Genomic DNA, 22,808 nt, shown 5'->3' with positions numbered 1-22,808 from the left:
ACTAGCGAAGATCACGCCTCATGACAAGCGCCGTGGAGCGCCCGCCGCTCGCCTGATAATAGGCCTTGCGCTCACCGACCTTGGCAAAGCCGAGCTTGTCGTAAAGCCGGAGCGCAGCGACATTGCCCTCGTCCACTTCCAGGAAGATCTCGTCGGCGCCGCGCATGCGCGCCTCCCGCAGCGCGGCCTGCATCAGTCGCCAGCCTAGCCCGCCGCGCGCAAAGCGCGCGTCAACGCCGATCGTCAGGATCTCCGCCTCGCCGGCGGCGGCGCGCGCCAGCACGAAGCCGCCGGCCGGATGGCTGGCGGCGTTCACCTGCCGGGCGATGAAGCCGAACACCGTCTCCTGCGACAGCAGCGCGTGGAACTCGCCGTCGCTCCAGGCGCGAGCGAAACGGGCCTTGTGCAGGGCCGCCAGCACGCCGCGGTCATCTGCCGCAATCGGAAAAATCTCGAAATCACGCTTGCGGATGAAGTAGTCGGTCAGCGACACGGCAATCAGGCCCTCGCGATGGCAAATCCGGCCTGGGGCTTGGCGTCCGGGCCGCGGAGATAGAGGGGCTTGGGCCGCGCGGCCGCGGGATCGGCGAGAGCGCCGAGCCGGGCCACGACGTGGATGGCGATGCGGTCGGGCTGGCCGGCCGCCGTGCCGCCGGCCAGCAACGGCGCGGCCGAGCCGATGACGGCGCCACCAGCCGCTTCGGCGGCGGTTGCGGCCGCCGCGAGCGAAAGCACGGCCGGTGCGCCCGCCGGCGCGCCGTCGCCGGCAAAGGGCTGGCAATAGGCCTCACCCCGCTTGGCGTCGAGGGCGACAAACACCGGTGTTCCGGGATGGCTGAAGGCGTGATCGGCGGCAATCGCCGCCAGCGTCGAGACCCCGACGGCGGGGATGCCGAGCGCCAGCGACAGGCCGCGCGCGGCGGCGACACCGACCCGGACGCCGGTGAAGGATCCGGGCCCGATCGTCACGGCGATCCGCTCGATCTGCTGCAGTTCGGCGCCGGCATTGACCAGCGCGCGATCGACGAACTCCATCAACCGTTCGGCGTGGCCGCGGCCGATCTCCTCGCCGGCAACGCCCAGCGTCCGGCCGGCTTCACTGTCATGGATCGCCGCGTAGCAGCCGCTGCCGGAAGTATCGATCGCCAGCAGCATCATCGGGAGCACCCGGACCCCGGGCGCCGCGGTTCACATGACAGCTTCAACTTCCTGCACTTCCGGTACGAAATGGCGCAGCAGGTTCTGCACGCCGTGCTTCAGGGTGGCGGTGGAGGACGGGCAGCCCGAGCACGCCCCCTTCATGTTGAGATAGACGCGGCCATCGCGGTAGCCCTTGAAGGTGATGTCGCCGCCGTCCTGGGCAACCGCCGGGCGCACGCGGGTGTCGAGCAATTCCTTGATCGTGGCAACGATCGCCTCGTCGCCCTCGTCGTAGAACTCGCCCTCGTCGCTCTCGCCAGCGCCCAGCGCGCCGCCGGCAAGCACCGGCTGGCCGGACATGAAATGCTCCATGATCGTGCCGAGGATCGCCGGCTTCAGGTGCTGCCAGTCGGCATTTTCCTTGGTCACGGTGATAAAGTCGTAGCCGAAGAAGACGCCGGTGACACCCGGCACGCCGAACAGGCGCGCGGCCAGCGGCGAGGCGGCCGCGGCTTCGGTGGCATCGCGGAACTCGGCGGTCCCCTCCTCCAGCACGACCTTTCCGGGCAGGAACTTCAGGGTCGCCGGGTTCGGCGTGGATTCGGTCTGGATGAACATCGTTTCGACTCCGTGCTGCCAGGCATAGGCCCGCGGCAGACTGTTTAGAACAATTCAAAAAGAAAATAGGCCTTTCCGTCGGCCGCATCAAGGGACCGGAGATGGTTTCGGCACACCATTGCCGCCGCCGTTCAGCTGAGCGCGTCGATCTCCTCGTCCGACAGGCTGTCCGGAATGACCGTCACCGGAATCGGAAAGGCTGCGGTGCGACCGGCAAGCGACGAGACCAGCGGCCCCGGCCCTTCCTTCGCCGAGCCAGCCGCCAGCACGAGAATGGCGATGTCCTGGTCCTCCTCGATCTGCGCGTTGATCTGCTCGGCCGGGCTGCCTTCGCGGATCACCGTCTCCGGCTCGATGCCAAGCGTCTCGCGCAGCGACTGCGCGGCCTTGGCCAGCACGGCCTCCGCCTCCTCGCGCGCCTCCGCCCGCATGATCTCCTCGACGCCGAGCCACTCGCGGAAGTCGCCGGAGGGGATCACAAACAGCAGCACGACAGCGCCGTTGGAATTCTTCGCCCGCGCCGCGGCGTAGTGCGTGGCGCGCTGGCACTCGGGCGTTTCGTCGACGATCGCCAGGAACTTCCGGCGATGGCCGTCCAGGCGTGAAAGACGTCGAGATACCATCCTGCTCTCACTTTCGCTCGAATCCGTCGCAGCTTATACCAATTCCGCGCGATGGGAATTGGCAAGTGCCGATAGAGGCCGCTGGCGGCGGCGACAGTCCTGACGGTCATGCGCCGAGGGCCGCCGGGCGCCTCGCCCCCGGACCGGCGTCAGCGTAGAAAGCCGATGATGTCGGAAACCTCCGCCATCGTTTTCTCGGCCCGCGCCCGGGCGCGTTCGCCGCCGTTGCGCAGGATGGCGTCGATGTGGCTGGTGTCGGTCATCAGCCGGCGCATTTCGTCGGTGATCGGCGCCAGCACGCGAACGGCGAGATCGACAAGGGCCGGTTTGAACAGCGAGAACTGCTGCCCGCCGAACTCGGCGAGCACCTTCTCCTTCGAGGTGTCGGCGAGCGCGGCGTAGATGCCGACCAGATTGTCCGCTTCAGGCCGGCCAGCCAGGCCGGCGATCTCGCTCGGCAGCGCATCCGGGTCGGTCTTGGCCTTGCGGATCTTTTTCGCGATCGTATCGGCATCATCCATCAGGTTGATGCGCGACAGGTCGGAGGGGTCCGACTTCGACATCTTCTTGGTGCCGTCACGCAGCGACATGACCCGCGGCGCCGGCCCCTCGATCAGCGGCTCCACCATCGGGAAATAGGCATGCACCGGCTCGTCGCCGACGAGGATGTCGATCCCCGTGTCGGTGCGGCGGATCCTGTCGCGGAAGTCGAGATTGAACTTCATGGCGATGTCGCGGGCCAGTTCCAGGTGCTGCTTCTGGTCGTCACCGACCGGCACGTGGGTGGCGCGATAGACGAGAATGTCGGCCGCCATCAGGCTCGGATAGGCGAGCAGCCCGAGCGAGGCGTTCTCGCGGTCCTTGCCGGCCTTGTCCTTGAACTGGGTCATCCGGTTCATCCAGCCGATGCGGGCGACGCAGTTGAATATCCACGCCAGTTCGGCGTGCTGCGGCACGGCTGACTGGTTGAAAACGATGTGCTTTTCCGGATCGATGCCGGAAGCGATGAAGGCCGCGGCGATGGCGCGGATCTGGCCGGGAAGGTCGTCATGCACGAGCTGCGCGGTGATCGCATGCAGGTCGACGACGCAGTAGATGCAGTCGTTGTTCTCCTGCAGCGCCACGAACTTGCGGATCGCGCCGAGGTAGTTGCCGAGATGGAGATTGCCCGTCGGCTGGACGCCGGAAAACACGAGCGGCTTGAAAGCGGTCATGATGTCCTCGTGAGGCTTGTGGAGGGCCCAAGCAGCGGTGGCTGCGACGGGTTCGTGCCGGCGCTTATGCACGGCCGCCGGGGCGCAATCAAGTGGCGGCGGTCGCTACGGCGGACCGGCCCGCACGCGCTACGCGACGATGGCGACGACCTTCTCTACCCCTACTCCTTAAGTAGTATCTAATATTAGCATTTTTATCCTCAGAAATGCCTTTTTTCGGATTTTAGTTCTCTCCGGGGTAGCAGGGGACCCCGCCAGGCACGTCTGGCGGGCACACAAGGAGAGGTATCATGCGGAGCACCTGTTCCATGATGCTGGCCGGCCTTTTTGCGCTTTCATCTCTGATCTCGACTGACGCGCAGGCCGGCAGCGAACGCGAGCTGAAGTTCAAGAACGACAAGGGCCGGACGATCGTGGCCTATGCGACGCAGACGCCGCGCGTGCGGCATCGCTGCTTTCCGGGACAGCTGCAGGCCGTGCTGGCGCACATCGCCGCGCAGACCGGCCGCCGGCCGCTGGTGACGTCGGGCTTCCGCTCGAACGGCCGGCGCGGCTCCTATCACCGCAAGTGCATGGCCGCGGACATCCGCGTGCCCGGCGTGCCGGCCAGCCGCATCGTGGCCGCGGCGAAGTCGGCGCCGGGGATCGGCGGCATCGGCACCTATTGCAACGGCCTCGTGCATGTCGACGTCGGCCCAAAGCGCCGCTGGAACCACTGCGGACGCGGACTGGCACGGCTGAAGAAGTCCAGCACCGCGGCGGTGGCGATGCGCTGACCGAGCGCGGCGCAGCACCGCCGCCCGTTCAGGCCGGCTGCAACAGGTCCCACTTGTTGCCGAAGACATCCTCGAATACGGCGACGGTGCCATAGGCCTCGGTCCGCGGTGCCTCGAGGAACCGCACGCCTGCGGCGACGAAGGCGCAGAAATCGCGTTCGAAGTCATCGGTGTGGAGGAAGAAGCCGACGCGGCCGCCCGCCTGGTTGCCGATCGCCGCCTCTTGCGCGGCGCCTGCGGCCTCGGCGAGCACGAGGCCGGCGCCGTCACCGCCCGGGCGCACGACGACCCAGCGCTTGCCGTCGGGCAACTGCGTGTCCGCGACGAGATCGAAACGCAACGCACCGCAATAGAAGGCGATTGCCTGGTCATAGTCCGGAACGACGAGCGTGACGAGCGCAATCCGGCCCTTCATTCGCCCCCCTCCGGCCCGGCCGCCTTGCGGCGCATGTTGCGCCGGATCATGTCGAGGCTGGCGCCGCCGATCAGGAAGGCGATGCCGAAGTAGACGACCATGGCCAGCACGACGAGCGCCCCGAGGGCCGCCACCTGATCCAGCAGCGGCGCTGCCGGCGCGAGCCTGCCGGACAGCGCGTCCGCGGCAAAGTGGAGAACCACGCCCATGACCACGGTCGCGACCAGCAGCCGCACCACGCGCCAGCCCAGCGCCCGCTCCAGCGTCCAGTGGCCGCGGCGGACGAGCGTGACGAACAGCAGGACCGCCGTGAGCCAGCCCGAGGTCGCCTCGGCCGTGGCGATGCCGCGCTCGTGGAAGAAGGGAAACAGCGAGACGGCAAGCGCGCAGTTGACAAGGACCGAGAGCAGGGTGATGCGCATCGGCGTGCGGGTGTCCTCGCGCGCGAAGAAGCCCGGGTTGAGCGCCTTGATCATCACGAAGCCCGGCAGGCCGAGGCCATAGATCGCGAGCGTGCCCGCGACCACCGCGGTGGTCTCCTGCGAGAACGCGCCACGTTCGTAGAGCACCCGCACGATCTCGTCGGAGATGACCCAGAGCGCACCGGCGGCCGGCAGCGTCAAAAACAGCACGAACTCCATCGAGCGGTTCTGCAGCCCGGCCGCCGTAGTCTCGTGCCCCGCCTTGAGCGCGCGCGCCAGCTCCGGCAACAGAACCACGCCGACGGCGATGCCGACCACGCCGAGCGGCAGCTGGTAGACGCGATCGGCATATTGCAGCACGGAGATCGCGCCGTCCTTGGTCGAGGCGATCATCTGGCCGATGATCTGGTTGATCTGGGTGATGCCGCCGGTCACGGCCGCCGGCAGCGCCAGCCAGAGCAGGCGCCTGACGTTCGGGGTGATGCGGGGAAAGCGGAAGCCGATGCGCATGCCGGCATGGCGGACCCCGGCATAGAGCACCGCCATCTGCAGGAGGCCGGCAATCAGCACGCCCCACGAGAGATACCAGGCGGTGTCGAGCGGGGCGGCGCCGGTATAGAGAGCAAGGCCGAGCGCGGCGATCAGGACGAGGTTGAGGAACACCGGTGCGATCGCGGCGGCGAAGTAGTGGTGCAGCGAGTTCAGCATGCCCGACAGCATCGCGGTCAACGACATGCACATCAGGTAGGGGAACATGACGACGGCGAGCTGCACCGTCACGTCGAATTTCTCGGCATCGCCGACGAAGCCCGGGGCGATCACCCAGGCCACCAGCCACGGCATCGCCAGTTCCATGGCGAGGGTGATGATCATCAACACCGTGAACAGCACGCCGAAGACCTCTTCGGAGAAGCGCTTGGCCCCCTCGATGCCGCCCGCCTCGATCTCCTTGGCAAACAGCGGCACGAAGGCGGCGTTGAAGGCGCCTTCGGCAAACAGCCGGCGGAACAGGTTGGGAAACCGGAAGGCGGCGTAGAAGGCGTCGGCCATCGGGCCTGTCCCGAGCGCGGCCGCCATCAGCGTCTCGCGGGCAAAGCCGAACACGCGGCTGCCGAGCGTCGCGCCGCCGACGGTCGCGAATTTCCTGACCAGGCTCATTGCTTGACCCGCGCCATCGTGGAGGCGGCCACCGGCGCCAGCACGCCCGAGGGCATGCGGTCGCGCGCCTCGTCAGGCTCTTCGGCCATCACCGCCTTCAGGCGGGCGACGATGTTGCCCTGCCGGTTCTCGTTGGTGATCTTGTGGCCGAGCAGATCGGTCACGTAGAAGGTGTCGATCACCTTCTCGCCGAAGGTGGTAATGTGCGCCGAGGCAATGTCGAGCGACAGGTCCGACAGCACCGCCGTCACCTCGGACAGCAGGCCCGGCCGGTCGAGACACTCGATCTCGATGACGGTGAACTTGTTTGACAGCGCATTGGAGATCGTCACCGTCGGCGAGACGACGAAGGTCTTGGTCCGCTTGCGCCCGCGCGTGCGGGTGGCAATCACCTCCGGCAACCGCTTGCGGCCGGCCAGCACGTCCTCGATCATCCGGCCGATGCTGGCGGCGCGGCGCATCTCGTCGGCGTCGTTCGGGAACTCGCGGTTGACCAGGATCGTGTCGAGCGCCCGGCCGTCGGCGGTCGTGAAGATCTGCGCATCAACAATGTTGGCGCCGGCGGCGGCACAGGCCCCGGCAATCACCGTCAGAAGACGGGGATGGTCCGGCGACAGCACAGTGATCTCGGTAATGGCATGAAAGCTGTCGGTGCGCACCATCGTCGCCAACGCCTGACCTGCCTTGTCGGCGCCGCGGATGAACGCCGCGTGCCGCACCTGGTCTTCCAGCGCCACCGTCAGCATGTACGGGTCGTAGGGCAGCCTGGTATAGGTCTTGCGATCCTTCTGACTCCAGTCGGACAGCGCTTCGAAGAGCTTCTCGCGGGCGTACTTCGCCCGCTCCTTGCGCGACACCTCGGAGAAGCCGCCGGACAGGACCAGTTCGGTCTCGTAGTAGAGCGTGCGCAACAACTGCCCCTTCCAGCCGTTCCAGACGCCGGGTCCGACCGCGCGAATGTCGCAGACGGTCAGCACCAGCAGCATCTTCAATCGCTCCATCGAGCGCACCTTGTCGGCAAAATCGAGGATGGTCTTGCGATCGTTGAGGTCGCGCGTCTGCGCCACCATCGACATGGCGAGGTGCTCCTCGACCAGCCACACCACCGTGTCCGTCTGCTTCGGCGTCAGGCCGAAGCGCTGGCAGAGCTTGCGTGCCACACGCGCCCCGGCCACCGAGTGGTCTTCAGGCCGGCCCTTGGCGATGTCGTGCAGGAGCACGGCCAGGTAGAGCGGCACCCGATCCTCGATGCCGGGCATGATCTGGCCGGCAAGCGGGTGCGCCTCCGCCTCGCGCCCCTGGTCGATCGCGGCGAGCACGCCCACGGCTCGGATCAGATGTTCGTCCACCGTGTAGTGGTGGTACATGTTGAACTGCATCATCGCGACGATCTTGCCGAAATCGGGGATGAAGCGACCGAGCACGCCGGCCTCGTTCATCCGTCGCAGGATCAGCGCCGGGTCGCGCGGCGAGGTGAGGATCGACAGAAACAGCCGGTTGGCCTCGTCGTTCTCGCGCAGCGCGCTGTTGACCAGCCGCAGCGAGCGCGTCACCAGCTTCAGCGCGTCGGGGTGGAACTCCAGCTCGTGGATGTCGGCAATGTGAAACAGCCGGATCAGGTTGACGGGATCGCGCTTGAACACGTCCGGCGAGGCGATGGTGATGCGGCCCTTGTCCTCGACGAAGTCGAGCGTGCCGGGGATCTTGCGGATGCGGCGGGTGAAGCGACCGATCACCGCCGTCAGTCCGGGCGCCTCCTTCGCCTGCTGGTCCTCCAGCGCGGCGCAGAAGATGCGGGTCAGGTCGCCGACGTCCTTGGCAACGAGAAAATAGTGCTTCATGAAACGCTCGACCGCCGACAGGCCCGGATGCGGCTGGTAGCCGAGGCAGGCGGCGATTTCCGACTGGACATCGAAGGAGAGCCGCTCCTCGGCCTTGCCGGTCAGAAAATGCAGATGGCAGCGCACCGCCCAGAGGAAGTCGTCGGCCTTCTGGAACAGCTTGAACTCATGACGCGACAGCACGCCGAGCTTCACCAGCTCCTCGGGATCGCGGATGTGGTAGTGATACTTGGCGATCCAGAACAGCGTGTGCAGATCGCGCAGGCCGCCCTTGCCTTCCTTGACGTTCGGCTCCACGAGGTAGCGCGTGTCGCCGGCCTTGCGGTGGCGCTCGTCGCGCTCGGCGAGCTTGGCGGCGATGAACTCCGGGCCGGTGCCGCGCATGATCTCGCGCTCGAAGCGCGCGCGCAGCTCGTCGAACAGCGGGCGCGCGCCGCACAGGTAGCGCGCCTCGAGGATCGCCGTGCGGATGGTCATGTCGTTCCTGGAGAGGCGGACGCATTCCTCGAGGGTGCGGGTGGCGTGGCCGACCTTGAAGCCCATGTCCCACAGGATGTAGAGCATGAACTCGATCGCCGGCTCGCTCCACGGCTGCGGCCGCGGCGGCAGCAGGAACAGAAGGTCGATGTCCGAGCCGGGCGCCAGCGTCCCTCGGCCGTAGCCGCCGACGGCGGTGACGGTGATGCGGGCATCCTCCGGCGCCATCGCCGCGTTGAACACGTGGTTCAGGGCGAAATCGTGCAGAACGCCGATGATCTGGTCCTGCAGCCAGGACAACCTGGCTGCGCAGGCAAGGCCGCTGCCGTCGGCGAACAGCAGCTCGCGGGCCTGTTCCCGTCCCTCGGCATGCGCCTTCTTCAACCGCGCGAGCAGGGCGTTGCGCATCTGGTCGCGATAGTCCGCGTGCGCGCTGGCGATAAAGTCGCACTGCGCCCTGAGTGCTGCGACATCGAGCAGGCCCGAGTGGGCGGGAACCGTTAGCTTGCTGTCCATCGAATGCCGGCCGCCTGCTTCCTTTTGCTTCGTCACCCTGCGGTGCAGATGGGCTATAGCCCTTTTTGTCGCGCCGCGACAGTCGCCGCAAGGCTAGCGGCCGCCGGCTTCCTTCTTCAGCGCATAGAGCACCTCGAGCGCCTCGCGCGGCGACATGTCGTCCGGGTTCAACCCCTTCAGCATCTCCTCGAGCTTCGACGTTTCCGCGCTCTTTGCCGCCTCGTCGCGCCGCACCGCCACCTGAAACAGCGGCAGGTCGTCGATCAGCTGGCTCGCCGGGTTCTTGCGGTCGGCATCCTCGAGCTTGGCGAGCACGTCCTTGGCGCGCGTCACCACGGACGGCGGCAGCCCGGCGAGCCGCGCCACCTGGATGCCGTAGGAGCGGTCGGCCGCGCCGGGACCGACCTCGTGCAGGAAGATCACCTCGCCGTCCCACTCCTTGACCCGCATGGTGGCATTGGACAGGCGGCCGAGCTTTTCCGAGAGCACCGTCAGCTCGTGGAAGTGGGTGGCGAACAGGCCGCGGCAGCGGTTGGCCTCGTGCAGGTGCTCCACCGATGCCCAGGCGATCGAAAGCCCGTCGAAGGTCGCGGTGCCGCGGCCGATTTCGTCGAGGATCACCAGCGAGTGCTCGGTCGCCTGGTTGAGGATCGCTGCCGTCTCCACCATCTCGACCATGAAGGTGGAGCGTCCGCGCGCCAGGTCGTCCGAGGCGCCGACGCGCGAGAACAGCCGATCGACGATGCCGATATGGGCGCTGTCTGCCGGCACGTAGGCGCCGATCTGCGCCAGGATCGCGATCAGCGCGTTCTGGCGCAGAAAGGTCGACTTGCCGCCCATGTTGGGCCCGGTCAGGAGCCAGATCGCGCCGTCCCCCTTCCCGCCGACCGGCGACAGGTCGCAGGCGTTGGCGACGAAGGGATTGCCGGCCTGCCGGCGCAGCGCCTGCTCGACCACCGGATGGCGGCCGCCGGCGATGGCGAACATCTTCGACCGGTCCACCACCGGCCGGCAGTAGGCCTGTTCCTCGGCCAGCATCGCCAGTCCCTGCGAGACGTCGACGACCGAAAGCGCACGCGCGGCCGCCTTGATCGCGTCAGCCTGCGCCACGACCGTCCCGGTCAGGGCGTCGAAGGCGGCCAGCTCGATCGCGAGCGCCCGGTCGGCGGCGTTGGCGATCTTCGTCTCCAGCTCGGACAGCGCGGTGGTGGTGAAGCGCATCGCCCCGGCCATCGTCTGGCGGTGGATGAAGCGCGCCTTCGCCGCGTCGGTCTCGGTCAGCGCCGCGGCGTTGCCCGCCGACACCTCGATGAAGTAGCCGAGCACGTTGTTGTGCTTGATCTTCAGCGACTTGACCCCGGTCTCCTCGGCATATTGCAGCTGCAGCCCGGCGATCACCCGGCGCGACTGGTCGCGCAGTGCCCGCATCTCGTCGAGCTCTGCGTCCGCGCCCTCGCGGATAAAGCCGCCGTCGCGCTTCAACAGCGGCAGTTCGTCGGCCAGCATCGCCTCGAGCCGCTGCGCCAGCGCCGGCGGCAGCGCGGCGATGTCGGCCAGGGCCGCCGCCAGTTCGCCGTCCAGCCGCTGCGCCGCCATCATCGCCGCGACGGCGCCCGCGGCCCGCAACCCCTGCAGCAGCGCCCCGAGATCGCGCGGGCCACCACGGCCGAGCGCCAGCCGCGACAGCGCCCGCGGCATGTCGGGCACGTGCTTGAGCCCGTCGCGCAGGTCGGAGGCAAAGGAGGGGCGGTCGGCCAGCGCCGCGATCGAATCCAGCCGCGCGTTGATCGGCTCCGGATCGGTCAACGGCGACATCAGCCGCTCGGCGAGCAGGCGCGCCCCGCCACTCGTCACCGTCCGGTCGATCGCCTTCAGCAAGGTGCCGCTCTTTTCGCCCGACAGCGTCCGCACCAGCTCCAGGTTCGCCCGCGTCGCCGGGTCGATGAACAGGGTCGAGGCCGCGTTCTCGCGCTCCGGCGGCCCAAGCGGCGGCCGCTCGGCGATCTGCGTCTTCTCGACATAGGCGATCGCGGCGGAAGCGGCCGCAAGCTCGGCGCGCGAAAAGGCGCCGAAGCCGTCGAGCGTGCCGACGTCGAAGTAGCGCGCGATCCGCCCCTCCGCCGTGGCGCTGTCGAACAGGACCGACGGCTGCGGAACGACGACGCGGCCGAGGGTATCGACGACGAAGCGGAACTCCGGATCGTGGAACAGCGTGTCGGGCACGATCAGCTCGCGCGGCTCGATGCGCAGGACGTCGGCCAGCAGCCGCTGCTGCGTCGTCTCGGCGAGGCGAAAGACGCCGGTGGAGATGTCGATCCAGGCGAGCGCCAGCGAAGGTTCGGCGCCGCCGCGGATGCGCGCCAGCGTCATCAGATAGTTGGCATCGGACGGCGACAGCAGCTTGTCTTCCGTGAGCGTGCCCGGGGTGACGAGCCGCACCACGTCGCGGCGCACCACCGACTTCGAGCCGCGCTTCTTCGCCTCGGCGGGATCCTCGACCTGTTCGCAGACGGCGACCCGGAAGCCGAGGGCGATCAGCTTCTGCAGGTAGTCGTCGGCGGCGTGGACGGGGACGCCGCACATGGGGATATCCTGCCCCAGGTGCTGGCCCCGCTTCGTCAGCGTGATGCCGAGCGCGCGCGAGGCATCGACGGCGTCCTGGAAGAACAGCTCGTAGAAGTCGCCCATGCGGTAGAACAGCAGGCTTTCCGGATTGTTGGCCTTGATCTCGATGTACTGCTCCATCATCGGCGTCGCCGAGGCGCGGCTCGCACCGCTGGCAAGCTCGGCCGTCGTGAGAATGTCGCTGGGGCGCAAGATCTGGTCGTTCACGGAAAGACTGTTCATCCAAAAAAAGAAGTGGCACCCTAGCCGCGGGCCGCTATAGAAGACAACACCTGAGGGTGCCGCGAAGGTGCGCTTCCCACAGGAGCTTGACCTGATGCGTGGGGGGACCGATGGCGGAGACCGGCAAGACGAAACGGGTGGTTGTAAGCGTCACCGACCAGGAGGCGCTCGACTTTCACGCCCATGGCCGGCCTGGCAAGCTGGAGATCACCCCGACTAAGCCGATGGCGACGCAGCGCGACCTGTCGCTCGCCTATTCACCGGGGGTGGCCGTTCCGGTCAAGGCGATCGCCGACGACCCGTCGCGGGCCTATGACTACACGACCCGCGGCAACATGGTCGCGGTCATCTCCAACGGCACCGCCATCCTCGGACTCGGCAATCTCGGCGCGCTCGCCTCCAAGCCGGTGATGGAAGGCAAGTCCGTCCTGTTCAAGCGCTTCGCCGACGTCGATTCGATCGACCTCGAGGTCGACACCGAGAACGTCGACGAATTCATCAACTGCGTGCGCTACCTCGGCCCCTCCTTCGGCGGCATCAATCTCGAGGACATCAAGGCGCCGGACTGCTTCATCATCGAGCAGCGGCTGCGCGAGCTGATGGACATCCCGGTGTTCCATGATGACCAGCACGGCACGGCGATCATCGCCGCCGCCGGCCTGATCAACGCGCTGGCGCTGACCGGACGCGACTTCAAGACGACGCGGCTCGTCTGCAACGGCGCGGGCGCCGCCGCCATCGCCTGCATCGAGCTGATCAAGGCGATGGGCTTCAATCCCGACAACGTCACCCTCTGCGACACCAAGGGCGTGATCTACCAGGGCCGCGAAGAGGGCATGAACCAGTGGAAGTCGGCCCATGCCGTCAAGACCGACCGGCGCACGCTCGAAGAGGCGGTCGAGGGCGCCGACGTGTTCTTCGGCCTGTCGGCGAAGGGCGCGCTGTCGCCGGAGATGGTGCGCGCGATGGCGGCGCAGCCGATCATCTTCGCGATGGCCAATCCCGACCCGGAGATCACCCCGGAGGAGGTCGCCCGCATCCGTGACGATGCGATCGTCGCCACCGGCCGCTCCGACTACCCCAACCAGGTCAACAACGTCCTCGGCTTCCCCTACATCTTCCGCGGCGCACTCGACGTACGGGCGACCACGATCAACGACGCGATGAAGATCGCCGCCGCCCAGGCGCTGGCCAACCTCGCCAAGGAGGACGTGCCCGACGACGTCGCCGCCGCCTACCAGGGCAACCGGCCGCGCTTCGGCCCGCAATACATCATCCCAGTGCCGTTCGACCCGCGCCTGATCTCGGCGATCCCGGTCGCGGTGGCGAAGGCGGCGATGGACACCGGCGTCGCGCGCCGGCCGCTGCTCGACCTCGAGGCCTATGCGCGGGAACTGAAGGCGCGCCGCGACCCGATCGCCTCGACGCTGCAGAACATCTACGCCCGCGTGCGCCGCCACCCCAAGCGGGTGGTCTTCGCCGAGGGCGAGGAAGAGCAGATGATGCGCGCCGCCCTGTCCTACGCCAACCAGCAGCTCGGCACCGCCATCCTGCTCGGCCGCGAGGACCGCATGCGCAGCGTCGCTGCGACGGCCGGCATCGACCTCGACCGGCCGGGGATCGAGCTGGCGAACGCCCGGATCTCCAAGCGCAACGACGCCTATATCGACTTTCTCTATGCCCGGCTGCAGCGGAAGGGCTACCTCTATCGCGACGTCCAGCGCATCATCAACAACGACCGCAACAACTTCGCCGCCTGCATGGTCGCCCTGGGCGACGCCGACGCCATGGTGACGGGGCTGACGCGCAACTACTCCACCGCGCTGGCGGACGTGCGCCGCTGCATCGACGCCAAGCCCGGCCACCGGGTGATCGGCGTATCGCTGGCGCTCTGCCGCGGCCGCACCGTGCTGGTGGCCGACACGGCGGTCCACGACATGCCTTCGGCGGAGGAACTGGCCGACATCGCCGAAGAGGCCGCCGGCCTGGCGCGGCGCCTCGGCTACGAGCCGCGCGTGGCGATGCTCGCCTATTCCACCTTCGGCCACCCGACCGGCGAACGCTCGGAACGGGTGCGCGAGGCGGTGAAGATCCTCGACAAGCGCCGCGTCGACTTCGAGTATGACGGCGAAATGGCCGCCGACGTGGCGTTGAACCCGAGGATGATGGAGCAGTATCCGTTCTGCCGGCTGTCCGGGCCCGGCAACGTGCTGGTCATGCCCGCCTTCCACTCCGCCTCGATCTCGACGAAGATGCTGCAGGAACTCGGCGGCTCGACCGTGATCGGTCCGCTGCTCGTCGGCCTCGACAAGTCCGTGCAGATCGTGACGATGGGCGCCAAGGACAGCGACATCGTCAACCTGGCCGCCCTGGCGGCCTACAACGCAGGGGTTTGAGCGCCCCGGCCTGCCGGCCAGCGACGTTGCGCCTTCGACCGGGCCGGTGTGCATGCGCCGGCTCGGGGCGGGGTCGTCCGCTACCGACCTTGCATGACCGGCCGCGACCGTCAGGTTGCCATGTTGCCGACGTGACGGCCCTGGTCCCGTGTCTCAGCTCGCGAACCGACCCGCGTCGGCGCCGTAGTAGCTGATGTAGCGGCCGGAGATCTTGCCGATCGGCAGGACGATCAGCACGTCGGTGGTGCGGAAGGCGTGGTCGACGACGGCGCCGTCGCCGATCATCGCGCCGAGGCGCAGGTAGCCCTTGATCAGCGGCGGCATGGCGGCGAGCGCCTTGCGGGCATTGACCGCCTCGCTCGGCATCAGGTCCATGTTGCGGTACTGGTCGTCGTGGGCGCGCACGGCCCATTCGCCGCCCGCAACCACGTTCTGGTACAGGAACGACAGGGCGAGCGCATGCTCCTCGGGGACGACGCCGCCGAACGAGCCGCAACCGAACATCGCGTCGACGCGATGCTTGAGCGCGTAGGCCCAGGCCCCCTGCCAGAGCAGCTCCACCGTGCGCTTGGTGCGGTACTGCGGCAGTACGCAGGAGCGGCCAAGTTCCATGAAATGCTTGTCAGGATGGCGGGCGAGCAGCGCCTCGACGTCGAACTCCGCTTGCGAGTAAAAACCGCCCGAGCCCTTGGCCACATCCTGGCGCAGCAGCCGATAGGTGCCGACGATCTGCTCCTCGGCATCGCCCTCGATCGTCGTGTCGAGCACCAGCAGGTGGTCACAGACCATGTCCCAGGCATCGATGTCGCGGCGGCGTCGCATGGCATCGGGGGCGATCTGCGCGCTCATCTCCTCGACAAAGACGCGGTAGCGCACCGACTGCGCGGCGTCGATCTCCGAGTTCGTCCGCGCCAGCCGCGTTTCCAGCGCGCCGATTCGGCCTAGCACGTCGCCGGCGGGACGGGCGGGAACCTGGCACGTCGAGGCGACGGCCTCGGCCGTCAGGTCCTGATCTGCAAGTTCGACAGTCATCGGCGGCTTCCCGTTCAAAATTCCTGCGCGTCTTTAAACACGAGTCTGCAACAGGACGGTGACATTCGGCGGAGGATAGCCCTGCGGCTGCCAACCGGCAAGGACGGGCGCTGCTTGCGTCAGGCCCGCCGGGCGGCACCGATCAGACGGCGGACCTCCGCCAGCAGCGCCTGCGGCGCCGCCGGCTTGACGAGGACGGCGGCCGCGCCCGCGGCCAGCAGTTCGCCGTGCAGCGCCCCGCCCCCCTCGGCCGTCAGCACCAGCACCGGCAGCGCCTTTTCCTCACCGAGCCGCTTCACCACCTCGCGCCCGTCGCCACCCGGCATGCCAAGATCGGTGATGACAAGGCCCGGCCGGCCGCCAGCCTCGCCGAGCGCGGCCTCGAGCGCCGGAAAGTCGGCGACGACCCTGACCTCGTAGCCGGCCTTTGCCAGCATCGAGCGGACCAGCATGGCGTTGACCGGATCGTCCTCGGCCAGCAGGATTCGTCCGGCGCGGGCCGACGTTGCGGCTGCGTCTTCCGCCGGCGGCTCGCTGAGCACCGGCCGGTTGTCGTTGATCGCGTCGCGCACCTCGATCCCCTTCATGCGGCCGCGCAGCACCTCCACCAGCGAACGCTCGCGCAAGGGACGGATGAGCCAGGCGTCGTAGCCCTCGCCGTTGCCGATGGCGCGGCCGGTGCGCTCCTCGGGGTTGACGAGATAGACACGGCGGACACGGCGGTCGGCGAAGGCGGGCAGGCCGGCGAGCTCGCGCCGGAACTCCGCGGACAGCCGGTTGTCGACGATGATGTCGGTCAGCAGCGGCAGCGAAGCCGCCTGCGCGAACTCGAGCGCGTCCGCCACCGTGCCGGCGTGGCGGCAGACACCGCCGAGCGTCTCGATCGTGCGCCGGAGCGACGTCGCAGCCGGGCCGTCGGGCGCGTAGAGAAACACCGAGGAGCCGCGCAGCGGACCGGTGCGGCCGGCCGGGGCGGCGACCACCGGCGTTGCCGGCATCCGGATGATGAAGGTCGAGCCGCGCCCGGGCTCGCTCTCCAGGGTCAGCCCGCCGCCGGCCTCGCGCAGGATGCGGGCCGAGATCGCCAGGCCGAGGCCGGTGCCTTCCCGACGCTGCGACATCGCCCCCGCCTGTTCGAAGGCGGCGAACACGCGCCCCTGCTCCTCCGGCGTCATCCCCGGGCCGGAATCGCTGACCTTGACGACGAGGTGGCCCGGTCCGGCGGTGACCTCGAGGTGGACCCCGCCGACCTGGGTGAATTTCACCGCGTTGCCGATCACGTTGTAGAGCGCCTGGCGCAGTCGCGGCGCGTCGAACAGCATCACCGGCGGCACCTCGGCGGCAACATAGGAGCCGATCTCGATGCCCTTCTCGTGTGCCCGTGGCGAGAGCATCTCGACCACGCCCTCGAACAGCGGCCGCACCGCCTCCTCGGTCGGGCGCAGCTGGAACCGCCCGGCCTCGACGGTGGAGATATCGAGCAGGTCGTCGACCAGTTGCACGAGCGCATGCCCGGACTGGCGGATGCCGGCGAGATAGTTGCGCTGCTCGGCGGTCAGCCGAGTCTGGCCGATCAGGTGCGACATGCCGAGGATGCCCGACAGCGGCGTGCGGATCTCGTGGCTGACGGTCGCAAGCAGCCGCGATTTCGCCTCGCTGGCAAGCTCGGCCCGGCGCCGGGCCTCCTCGCGCTCCTCGGCCGCCTTGCGCTCCTCGGTGACGTCGCGGGCGATGCTGTGGATCACCAGTTCGCCGCTCACCGGATCCCGGGTGGTGATGTCGTGCCAGGCGTAGATGCGCGGTCCGCCCGGGGCGGCGATCTCCACATCGTAGTGGTGCGGCAGGGCCTGGGCGTGAAAGTCGAGGCCGACCTCCTTGCTGCTGAGCCCGGTCGGATCGGCAATGCCGGTGAGGTCGCTGAGGACTCCATTGGCGCGGATGATACGCCCATCGAGCGAGCGCACCAGCACGATGTCGCGCAGGATGTCGTGGATTGCCGCTGCCACCGCCGCCGTCTCGTCCTGCTCCCAGGCACGGTCGTTGTCGCGCTCGGCCTTGTGCCGCTGCTCGGCCGCCTGGCCGTTGCGCAGCAGCAGCAGCGCGCTGGCGAGCCCGGCCGCCCCCAGGGTGATTGCGGCAATATAGAACTCCATGAGCACGCCGGTGACCAGCACAAGCCCGGCCGACAGCAGCGCAAGCCCGGCGATGGCACCCGTGAGCAGCGCCTGCTCGGAGCGGGCCGAGTAACCGGCAAGCGCGCCCGCCTTCGGCTGAGCGCGCGCGCCATCCCCGGCCCCGTCGTCGCGACGGCGAGGTCCCGGGCCGGCCTCGCCCGGCCCATCCGCGAATTCCGTCCGGAGCCGCTTTTGTAGCATCGCTGGTTCGCTCATGCGTGCGCAGATAGCACGACAAGCGTTCAGATCCGCTTCAACAGACCGGTCGGATTTTAACGATCAGGCCTTGTGGTGGCGCGCCCGTAGCTGCAGCAGCTCGTCGAGCAGGATGAGACCGGCGCCGATGCTGATGAAGCTGTCGGCAAGGTTGAACACGGCGAACGACCAGCTGTCGGTATAGAACAGCACGTAGTCGATGACGTAGCCGAACAGCATCCGGTCGACGAGATTGCCGATGGCGCCGGCAATGATCAGCGCATAGCCCGCATGCGCCAGCCCCCGGTCCTTCGGCGTCTGCCGCCAGAGCCAGCTGACGAAAGCGACGACAACCAGCCGCAGCGCGACGATGAACCATCCCTCCATGCCCGACAGCATCGAGAAGGCGACGCCGAAATTGTGGGTGCGGTACAGTGCCAGCATCGGGGCCACGGACACCGGCTGCTGGAACGGCAGGTAAGCCTCCACCGCCCATTTGATCAGCTGGTCGAAAATCACCGCAAGCACGATGAACACGACCACCGACAGCGGCCGGGAAAAAAACGGTATGCGCTTGCTCATGCCGGGGTGTCCAGCGACAACAGGTGACGGCGTGACTCGAACAGCATGATCCCGGTCGCGATCGCGAGATTGAGGGAGTCGGCCCGGCCGACCTGGGGGATGCGCGCCAGCGCGTCGGCTGCCTGCGCCAGTTCCTCGGGAAGCCCGGCCTGCTCGTTGCCCATCAACAGCACCACCGGTCGCTTGCGATAGTCGATCGTGCGGTAGTCGACCGCACCGGCGAGGTGGGTGGCCACGACAGCGACGCCCGCCTCTCTCTTCCAGCGCAGGAAATCGGCGACGGAGGCCCTGGCGACGGGCATGGCGAAGACCGAGCCCATGGTGGCGCGCACGGTCTCGAGCGAAAACGGGTCGGTGGTCTCGCCGACGAGGATCACCCCGGAGGCGCCGGCAGCGTCGGCGGTGCGGATGATCGTGCCGAGATTGCCGGGATCGCGCACCCGATCGAGCGCGACATAGGTTTCGCCCGGCCCGGGACGGATATCCTTCAGCGCCGCATAGCGCTGCTCGAACACGCCAACCACCATCTGCGGATTGTCGCGCCGGGTGATCGCCGCCATCACCTTTTCGCTGACCTCCAGCACCAGCCCGCCCTTGGCCACGGTCCGCGCCGCCACCTGCTCCACCTGCGGCTTGCCCCGGCCCGCCTTGGCATAGACGAGCGTGCGGATGGTCCAGCCGAGCTCGAGCGCGTCGATCACGAGTTTCAGCCCCTCGGCGATGAACGACTTCGTCTCGTCGCGCGCCTTCTTCTGCGCCAGCGCCTTGATGTCCTTGACGATCGGGTTGGCGAGGCTGGTCACCTCCTTCACCTGGCCGACGCGGTGGGGGCCGTGATCGCGGTGGTGGTGCTCGCTCATGCGGACGTCCATCTGCTGAAAAGGGAGGTGGAGAGGGCCCGGCCCGGCGCCGTGCCGTCGGTACCGCCCTCGCGGATGACGAGTTCCCCCGACTCCACCAGCCCGCCGCGGCCGCGCATCGTCTCGCGCACCAGCTCGTGGATCGAGTAGAAGCTCGCCCGGATCGAATAGGCCGTCAGCACCAGCGCGGCCTCGTCCGGCGACAGGATCTCGCGGCACACGTCCAGCATCAGCGGCAGGCTGTCGAACAACTGCCAGACCTCGCCGTTCGGGCCGCGGCCGAACTTCGGCGGATCGGCGAGGATGAGGTCGTAGCGGCTGCCGCGCCGCTCCTCGCGCAGGATGAACTTCATCGCATCCTCGCAGATCCAGCGGATCGGCAGCTTCTCGCCGCGGCCGAGCGCCTGGTTCTCACGCGCCCAGCCGATCGCCTTCTTCGAGGCATCGACGTGGGTCACTTCGGCGCCGGCGCGGGCGGCAACCAGCGAGGCGACGCCGGTGTAGCCGAACAGGTTCAGCACCCTCAGCGGCCGGTTCGCCGCCTCGATGCGCGCCTTCATCCAGCTCCAGTGCGCCAATTGCTCGGGAAAGACGCCGACGTGACGGAAGGCGGTGAAGCGGCCGTGGAAGTCGGTATCGAGCAGCCGCATCGGCCAGGTCTCGCCGAGAGCGGTGCCGGGAAAGCGCCAGCGCCCCATGCCGTCCTCGTCGGTGTCGCCGGTGAACACGGCGTCGGCTCCCTCCCAGACATGCGCCGACAGGCTGCGGGGCCAGAGCGCCTGGGCCTCCGGGCGGACGATGCGGTAGGACCCGTATTGCTCCAGCTTTTCACCGGCGCCGCTGTCGATCAGGCGGTAGTCGTCCGTGCCGGCGGTTTCGAGGATCACCGGCACCCGCTCTTTCGGCTTCTCGCCGCTACGCGTGATCAGCTTGCGCTGCGGCTCGGCCGGCCGGTCGCCTGCACGCGTCGCCCTTGCCGGGGTCGCTTCGCCGAATTCCGCCGCCTTCGCCGGACCGCCCGCGCGCTTTGCCACGGCCTTGGGCTCCGATCGCCCTCCGGCCACCTTGCGCGGCGCCGACGCGGACCGCTCGCCCGGGCGGGATGCGCCCATCGCGGGGTTGCGTTTCTGGCGGCGGTTCTTGTCCTTCACGGCACGGTCCGTCTTCGGTTCCAGGAAAGAGCGGACGCAGGTCCGCGGGAAAGCGTGACCAAATAGCACCCCTGTCCCACTTGGCAAAGCGCTTTCCGATCTGCGATAAATCGACCAGAGGTCGAGGAGGAGAGACACCATGGACATGTCCGGCGAAGAGCGCATTGCCGCCCCGCGTGAAGCCGTCTGGGCGGCGCTCAACGACCCCGAGACGCTGAAAGCGTGCATTCCCGGCTGCCAGTCGCTGACCATGAAGTCACCGACCGAACTCGAGGCCACCGTGAAGATCAAGATCGGCCCGGTCTCGGCCACCTTCAACGGCGAGGTGACGCTGTCCGATCTGAACCCGCCGGCAAGCTACACCATCTCGGGCGAGGGCAAGGGCGGGATCGCCGGCTTCGCCAAGGGCGGGGCGGACGTCAACCTTGCCGAGGATGGCAACGAAACGATCCTGCGCTACACGGTCAAGGCGCAGATCGGCGGCAAGCTTGCCCAGCTCGGCTCGCGACTGATCGATTCGACGGCGAAGAAACTCGCCGCCCAGTTCTTCAACGACCTCGGCCAGCGGTTGAACGCGGGCGCGGCGGCCTGAGCTTTCGACGCGTATCGGGCGCTATCCCCGCATGCTATTTCGGGGCCGACAGCAGCGACTGCGCGGCCAGCGTTTCCGCCCGCTCCTTCTGCCGGTCGGCTTCGGTGTGCCACCTGGCCGCCTCGCTCGCCTCGGTGCGGGCCCGCTTGCGATACTTGTGCTGGCCGAACCAGGTCGCCAGCGCGCCGATCGCCATGCCGAGGATCAGCGCCAGGAACAGGTAGACGAAAAAGGGCGCCGTCGTCGACAGCACGGAATCCTCCGGCCGGAACGGATTGAGCGCGAGTCGCACCGGCTGTCGATTGGCGACGGAAAGCACGATCAGGACAATGCCGACCGGTGCGAGCACGACGATGTTGAAGATCTTCCTGAGCATGGTGCCGCCTCCCGCAAACGGGCCGGTTGATGGACCGCGGCGCGCCGACCTCAGTCGGCGTCGTTGTCCGCATGGTTGGGGTTCAGCCGCTCGCGCAGTTCCTTGCCGGTCTTGAAGAACGGCACCCACTTCTCCTCGACGAACACGGCATCGCCGGTCCGCGGGTTGCGGCCCGAGCGCGAGGGGCGGTTCTTGACCGAGAAGGCGCCGAAGCCGCGAAGCTCGACCCGGTTACCGGCGGCGAGCGCGTCGGAAATCTCGTCCAGGACGGCGTTCACAATGTTCTCGACATCGCGGTGATAAAGGTGCGGATTGCGAGCGGCGACGATCTGTACCAATTCCGACTTGATCACTGTTGCCCCCTCAAAAGACTTGTCTTTTCAATCGTGTCAGCCTGCCAAACGGAGACCAGACCGTCAAGGAACAACTTTTCGCCGCCGAGTTTTTCAAGCGCGTCGCCAGGGCCGAACCCCGCCCCGGTCAGCGCCTCCAGCCAGGCGGCGGCGTCGAAACCGAGACCGAACAGGCTGGACCGGCGCTGCCGTTCGTAGTCGATCATCGGCAGGTCGCGGTCCAAGTTGCGGCTCGCGAGGTAGTCGCGAATCTCGGCTTCGCCGCCGAGCCTGTCGACCAGCTTCGCCTTCAGCGCCTGCCGGCCGGTGTAGATGCTGCCGTCGGCGAGTCGAAGCACGTCCTCGCGCGGCAGCTTGCGGCGCTCGGCCACGAGGTCGACGAACCAGGCGAAGCTGTCGTCCACCATCCGGCGGATCATCGCCTTGGCCTCCTCGCTGGCCGGGTGGAATGGCGAGGGCTCGGCCTTCAGCGGCGCCGACTTGATCTCCTCGAGCGAGACCCCGACCTTGTTCATCAGGTCCTGCAATTGCGGGTACTGGAAGATCACGCCGATCGAGCCGGTGATCGAGCTCTCGCCGGCGACGATCGTGTCGCCGGCGGCGGCGATCATGTAGCCGGCGGAGGCGGCGAGCGTGCGCACATCGGCCACCACCGGCTTCTTCTCCGCCACCCGGCGCAGCGCGTTGAAGACCACCTCGCCGCCATAGGTCGTGCCGCCGGGGGAGGTGATCGACACCACCAGCGCCTTCGCGCGGTCGCTCTTGGCGATACGGTCGAGCCGCTCCAGCAGTTCCTGGTCGTCCTTGACGATTCCGGTGATCGAGACGCGGGCGACATGGTCCTCGATCGACGCCGTCTGCCAGCGCGAGGCCAGGGCGGCAACGAGGGCGATTGCTGCGACAAGCACGGCAGCGACACGCCAGAAGGTCAGCTTGCGGCGCAATTGCCGCCGGTCGGCGATGGCGGATTGATCCATTTCGGCGGTCCCCGTAGGCTTGGTTTTACGGCAAATGACGATCTGCCATTTGCCAAGTGCCTCATCGATATGG

Annotated in this window: 20 protein-coding genes; 3 read left to right on the top strand and 17 right to left on the bottom strand. The window is 68.0% G+C overall.

Translation table 11 applies throughout. The annotated features are described in order from the left end of the window. Window position 1 precedes the first annotated feature (1 nt). From ACXAGF_RS01795 to trpS, 5 genes are all read right to left on the bottom strand, one after another. Window positions 2-493: a GNAT family N-acetyltransferase gene (locus ACXAGF_RS01795; RefSeq protein WP_475014042.1), complete on the bottom strand. Its 492-nt coding sequence runs from the start codon at window positions 491-493 to the stop codon at window positions 2-4. Window positions 494-498: 5 nt separating this feature from the next. Beyond that, window positions 499-1,158: a tRNA (adenosine(37)-N6)-threonylcarbamoyltransferase complex dimerization subunit type 1 TsaB gene (gene tsaB / locus ACXAGF_RS01790; protein WP_475014039.1), complete on the bottom strand. Its 660-nt coding sequence runs from the start codon at window positions 1,156-1,158 to the stop codon at window positions 499-501. Between the two features lie 30 nt (window positions 1,159-1,188). Further along, window positions 1,189-1,758, bottom strand: coding sequence for a NifU family protein (locus tag ACXAGF_RS01785; RefSeq protein WP_475014037.1), 570 nt, complete (start codon window positions 1,756-1,758; stop codon window positions 1,189-1,191). A 131-nt stretch (window positions 1,759-1,889) separates the two neighbouring features. Next, window positions 1,890-2,381 (bottom strand): universal stress protein, encoded by a 492-nt coding sequence (locus ACXAGF_RS01780; RefSeq protein ID WP_475014035.1) that lies wholly within the window; start codon window positions 2,379-2,381, stop codon window positions 1,890-1,892. A 149-nt stretch (window positions 2,382-2,530) separates the two neighbouring features. Next, complete coding sequence (gene trpS / locus ACXAGF_RS01775; protein WP_475014033.1) at window positions 2,531-3,595, bottom strand: tryptophan--tRNA ligase; 1,065 nt, start codon at window positions 3,593-3,595, stop codon at window positions 2,531-2,533. Between the two features lie 290 nt (window positions 3,596-3,885). On the opposite strand from trpS, the gene ACXAGF_RS01770 reads away from it, so the two are divergent. Next, window positions 3,886-4,371, top strand: coding sequence for a YcbK family protein (locus ACXAGF_RS01770; RefSeq protein ID WP_475014031.1), 486 nt, complete (start codon window positions 3,886-3,888; stop codon window positions 4,369-4,371). Window positions 4,372-4,399: 28 nt separating this feature from the next. Here the strand turns inward: ACXAGF_RS01770 and ACXAGF_RS01765 are convergent, their stop codons facing one another. The 4 genes from ACXAGF_RS01765 to mutS form a co-directional block, all read right to left on the bottom strand. Next, window positions 4,400-4,786 carry a VOC family protein gene (locus ACXAGF_RS01765; RefSeq protein WP_475014029.1) on the bottom strand — a complete coding sequence of 129 codons (387 nt, stop codon included), beginning with the start codon at window positions 4,784-4,786 and terminating at the stop codon, window positions 4,400-4,402. Continuing rightward, complete coding sequence (gene murJ / locus ACXAGF_RS01760) at window positions 4,783-6,366, bottom strand: murein biosynthesis integral membrane protein MurJ (RefSeq protein WP_475014027.1); 1,584 nt, start codon at window positions 6,364-6,366, stop codon at window positions 4,783-4,785. Before murJ ends, ACXAGF_RS01765 begins: the two co-directional genes overlap by 4 nt. Continuing rightward, window positions 6,363-9,200 (bottom strand): [protein-PII] uridylyltransferase, encoded by a 2,838-nt coding sequence (locus ACXAGF_RS01755; protein WP_475014025.1) that lies wholly within the window; start codon window positions 9,198-9,200, stop codon window positions 6,363-6,365. Before ACXAGF_RS01755 ends, murJ begins: the two co-directional genes overlap by 4 nt. Window positions 9,201-9,293: 93 nt before the next feature. Further along, window positions 9,294-12,032: a DNA mismatch repair protein MutS gene (mutS, locus tag ACXAGF_RS01750; RefSeq protein ID WP_475014023.1), complete on the bottom strand. Its 2,739-nt coding sequence runs from the start codon at window positions 12,030-12,032 to the stop codon at window positions 9,294-9,296. Window positions 12,033-12,157: 125 nt separating this feature from the next. Here mutS and ACXAGF_RS01745 point away from each other — a divergent pair, with 125 nt between their 5' ends. Next, the gene (locus ACXAGF_RS01745; protein WP_475014022.1) at window positions 12,158-14,443 is read left to right on the top strand and encodes an NADP-dependent malic enzyme; all 2,286 of its coding nucleotides are present in this window, start codon (window positions 12,158-12,160) and stop codon (window positions 14,441-14,443) included. 153 nt (window positions 14,444-14,596) lie between these two features. Here the strand turns inward: ACXAGF_RS01745 and olsB are convergent, their stop codons facing one another. The 5 genes from olsB to ACXAGF_RS01720 form a co-directional block, all read right to left on the bottom strand. Further along, window positions 14,597-15,475 carry a l-ornithine N(alpha)-acyltransferase gene (gene olsB / locus ACXAGF_RS01740; RefSeq protein WP_475014020.1) on the bottom strand — a complete coding sequence of 293 codons (879 nt, stop codon included), beginning with the start codon at window positions 15,473-15,475 and terminating at the stop codon, window positions 14,597-14,599. 119 nt (window positions 15,476-15,594) lie between these two features. Continuing rightward, window positions 15,595-17,865, bottom strand: a complete 2,271-nt coding sequence (locus ACXAGF_RS01735; RefSeq protein ID WP_475014018.1) for a hybrid sensor histidine kinase/response regulator — start codon at window positions 17,863-17,865, stop codon at window positions 15,595-15,597. Between the two features lie 63 nt (window positions 17,866-17,928). Continuing rightward, a complete protein-coding gene (gene lspA / locus ACXAGF_RS01730; RefSeq protein WP_475014016.1) occupies window positions 17,929-18,426 on the bottom strand; it encodes a signal peptidase II in 498 nt (165 codons plus the stop codon). Beyond that, a complete protein-coding gene (locus tag ACXAGF_RS01725; protein WP_475014014.1) occupies window positions 18,423-19,286 on the bottom strand; it encodes a TrmH family RNA methyltransferase in 864 nt (287 codons plus the stop codon). The genes lspA and ACXAGF_RS01725 overlap by 4 nt, the downstream gene beginning before the upstream one ends. Continuing rightward, window positions 19,283-20,437: an RsmD family RNA methyltransferase gene (locus ACXAGF_RS01720; protein WP_475014013.1), complete on the bottom strand. Its 1,155-nt coding sequence runs from the start codon at window positions 20,435-20,437 to the stop codon at window positions 19,283-19,285. The genes ACXAGF_RS01725 and ACXAGF_RS01720 overlap by 4 nt, the downstream gene beginning before the upstream one ends. 139 nt (window positions 20,438-20,576) lie before the next feature. Between ACXAGF_RS01720 and ACXAGF_RS01715 the strand changes: the two genes are divergently transcribed. After that, window positions 20,577-21,029 carry an SRPBCC family protein gene (locus ACXAGF_RS01715; RefSeq protein WP_475014011.1) on the top strand — a complete coding sequence of 151 codons (453 nt, stop codon included), beginning with the start codon at window positions 20,577-20,579 and terminating at the stop codon, window positions 21,027-21,029. A 34-nt stretch (window positions 21,030-21,063) separates the two neighbouring features. Here ACXAGF_RS01715 and ACXAGF_RS01710 read toward each other — a convergent pair whose 3' ends face one another. The 3 genes from ACXAGF_RS01710 to sppA are packed head-to-tail and all read right to left on the bottom strand — an operon-like array spanning window position 21,064 to window position 22,735. Next, window positions 21,064-21,405, bottom strand: a complete 342-nt coding sequence (locus tag ACXAGF_RS01710; protein WP_475014009.1) for a DUF1049 domain-containing protein — start codon at window positions 21,403-21,405, stop codon at window positions 21,064-21,066. Between the two features lie 50 nt (window positions 21,406-21,455). Next, complete coding sequence (locus tag ACXAGF_RS01705; RefSeq protein ID WP_475014008.1) at window positions 21,456-21,758, bottom strand: integration host factor subunit beta; 303 nt, start codon at window positions 21,756-21,758, stop codon at window positions 21,456-21,458. Next, on the bottom strand, window positions 21,755-22,735 hold the full coding sequence (gene sppA, locus ACXAGF_RS01700; RefSeq protein WP_475014006.1) for a signal peptide peptidase SppA: 981 nt from the start codon (window positions 22,733-22,735) through the stop codon (window positions 21,755-21,757). Before sppA ends, ACXAGF_RS01705 begins: the two co-directional genes overlap by 4 nt. Window positions 22,736-22,808: the final 73 nt, after the last annotated feature.

The sequence above is a fragment of the Mycoplana sp. ABR4_002 genome (assembly GCF_056159645.1).
This window is presented reverse-complemented; position numbering and strand designations above follow the sequence as displayed.

Coding starts and splice junctions, on each gene's coding strand:
- trpS (WP_475014033.1), bottom strand. CDS start 3,595: ATGACCGCTTTCAAGCCGCTCGTGTTTTCCGGCGTCCAGCCGACGGGC.
- ACXAGF_RS01770 (WP_475014031.1), top strand. CDS start 3,886: ATGCGGAGCACCTGTTCCATGATGCTGGCCGGCCTTTTTGCGCTTTCA.
- sppA (WP_475014006.1), bottom strand. CDS start 22,735: ATGGATCAATCCGCCATCGCCGACCGGCGGCAATTGCGCCGCAAGCTG.
- ACXAGF_RS01710 (WP_475014009.1), bottom strand. CDS start 21,405: ATGCTCAGGAAGATCTTCAACATCGTCGTGCTCGCACCGGTCGGCATT.
- ACXAGF_RS01745 (WP_475014022.1), top strand. CDS start 12,158: ATGGCGGAGACCGGCAAGACGAAACGGGTGGTTGTAAGCGTCACCGAC.
- lspA (WP_475014016.1), bottom strand. CDS start 18,426: ATGAGCAAGCGCATACCGTTTTTTTCCCGGCCGCTGTCGGTGGTCGTG.
- tsaB (WP_475014039.1), bottom strand. CDS start 1,158: ATGATGCTGCTGGCGATCGATACTTCCGGCAGCGGCTGCTACGCGGCG.
- ACXAGF_RS01765 (WP_475014029.1), bottom strand. CDS start 4,786: ATGAAGGGCCGGATTGCGCTCGTCACGCTCGTCGTTCCGGACTATGAC.
- ACXAGF_RS01780 (WP_475014035.1), bottom strand. CDS start 2,381: ATGGTATCTCGACGTCTTTCACGCCTGGACGGCCATCGCCGGAAGTTC.
- murJ (WP_475014027.1), bottom strand. CDS start 6,366: ATGAGCCTGGTCAGGAAATTCGCGACCGTCGGCGGCGCGACGCTCGGC.
- ACXAGF_RS01725 (WP_475014014.1), bottom strand. CDS start 19,286: ATGAGCGAGCACCACCACCGCGATCACGGCCCCCACCGCGTCGGCCAG.
- ACXAGF_RS01755 (WP_475014025.1), bottom strand. CDS start 9,200: ATGGACAGCAAGCTAACGGTTCCCGCCCACTCGGGCCTGCTCGATGTC.
- ACXAGF_RS01715 (WP_475014011.1), top strand. CDS start 20,577: ATGGACATGTCCGGCGAAGAGCGCATTGCCGCCCCGCGTGAAGCCGTC.
- ACXAGF_RS01735 (WP_475014018.1), bottom strand. CDS start 17,865: ATGAGCGAACCAGCGATGCTACAAAAGCGGCTCCGGACGGAATTCGCG.
- olsB (WP_475014020.1), bottom strand. CDS start 15,475: ATGACTGTCGAACTTGCAGATCAGGACCTGACGGCCGAGGCCGTCGCC.
- ACXAGF_RS01785 (WP_475014037.1), bottom strand. CDS start 1,758: ATGTTCATCCAGACCGAATCCACGCCGAACCCGGCGACCCTGAAGTTC.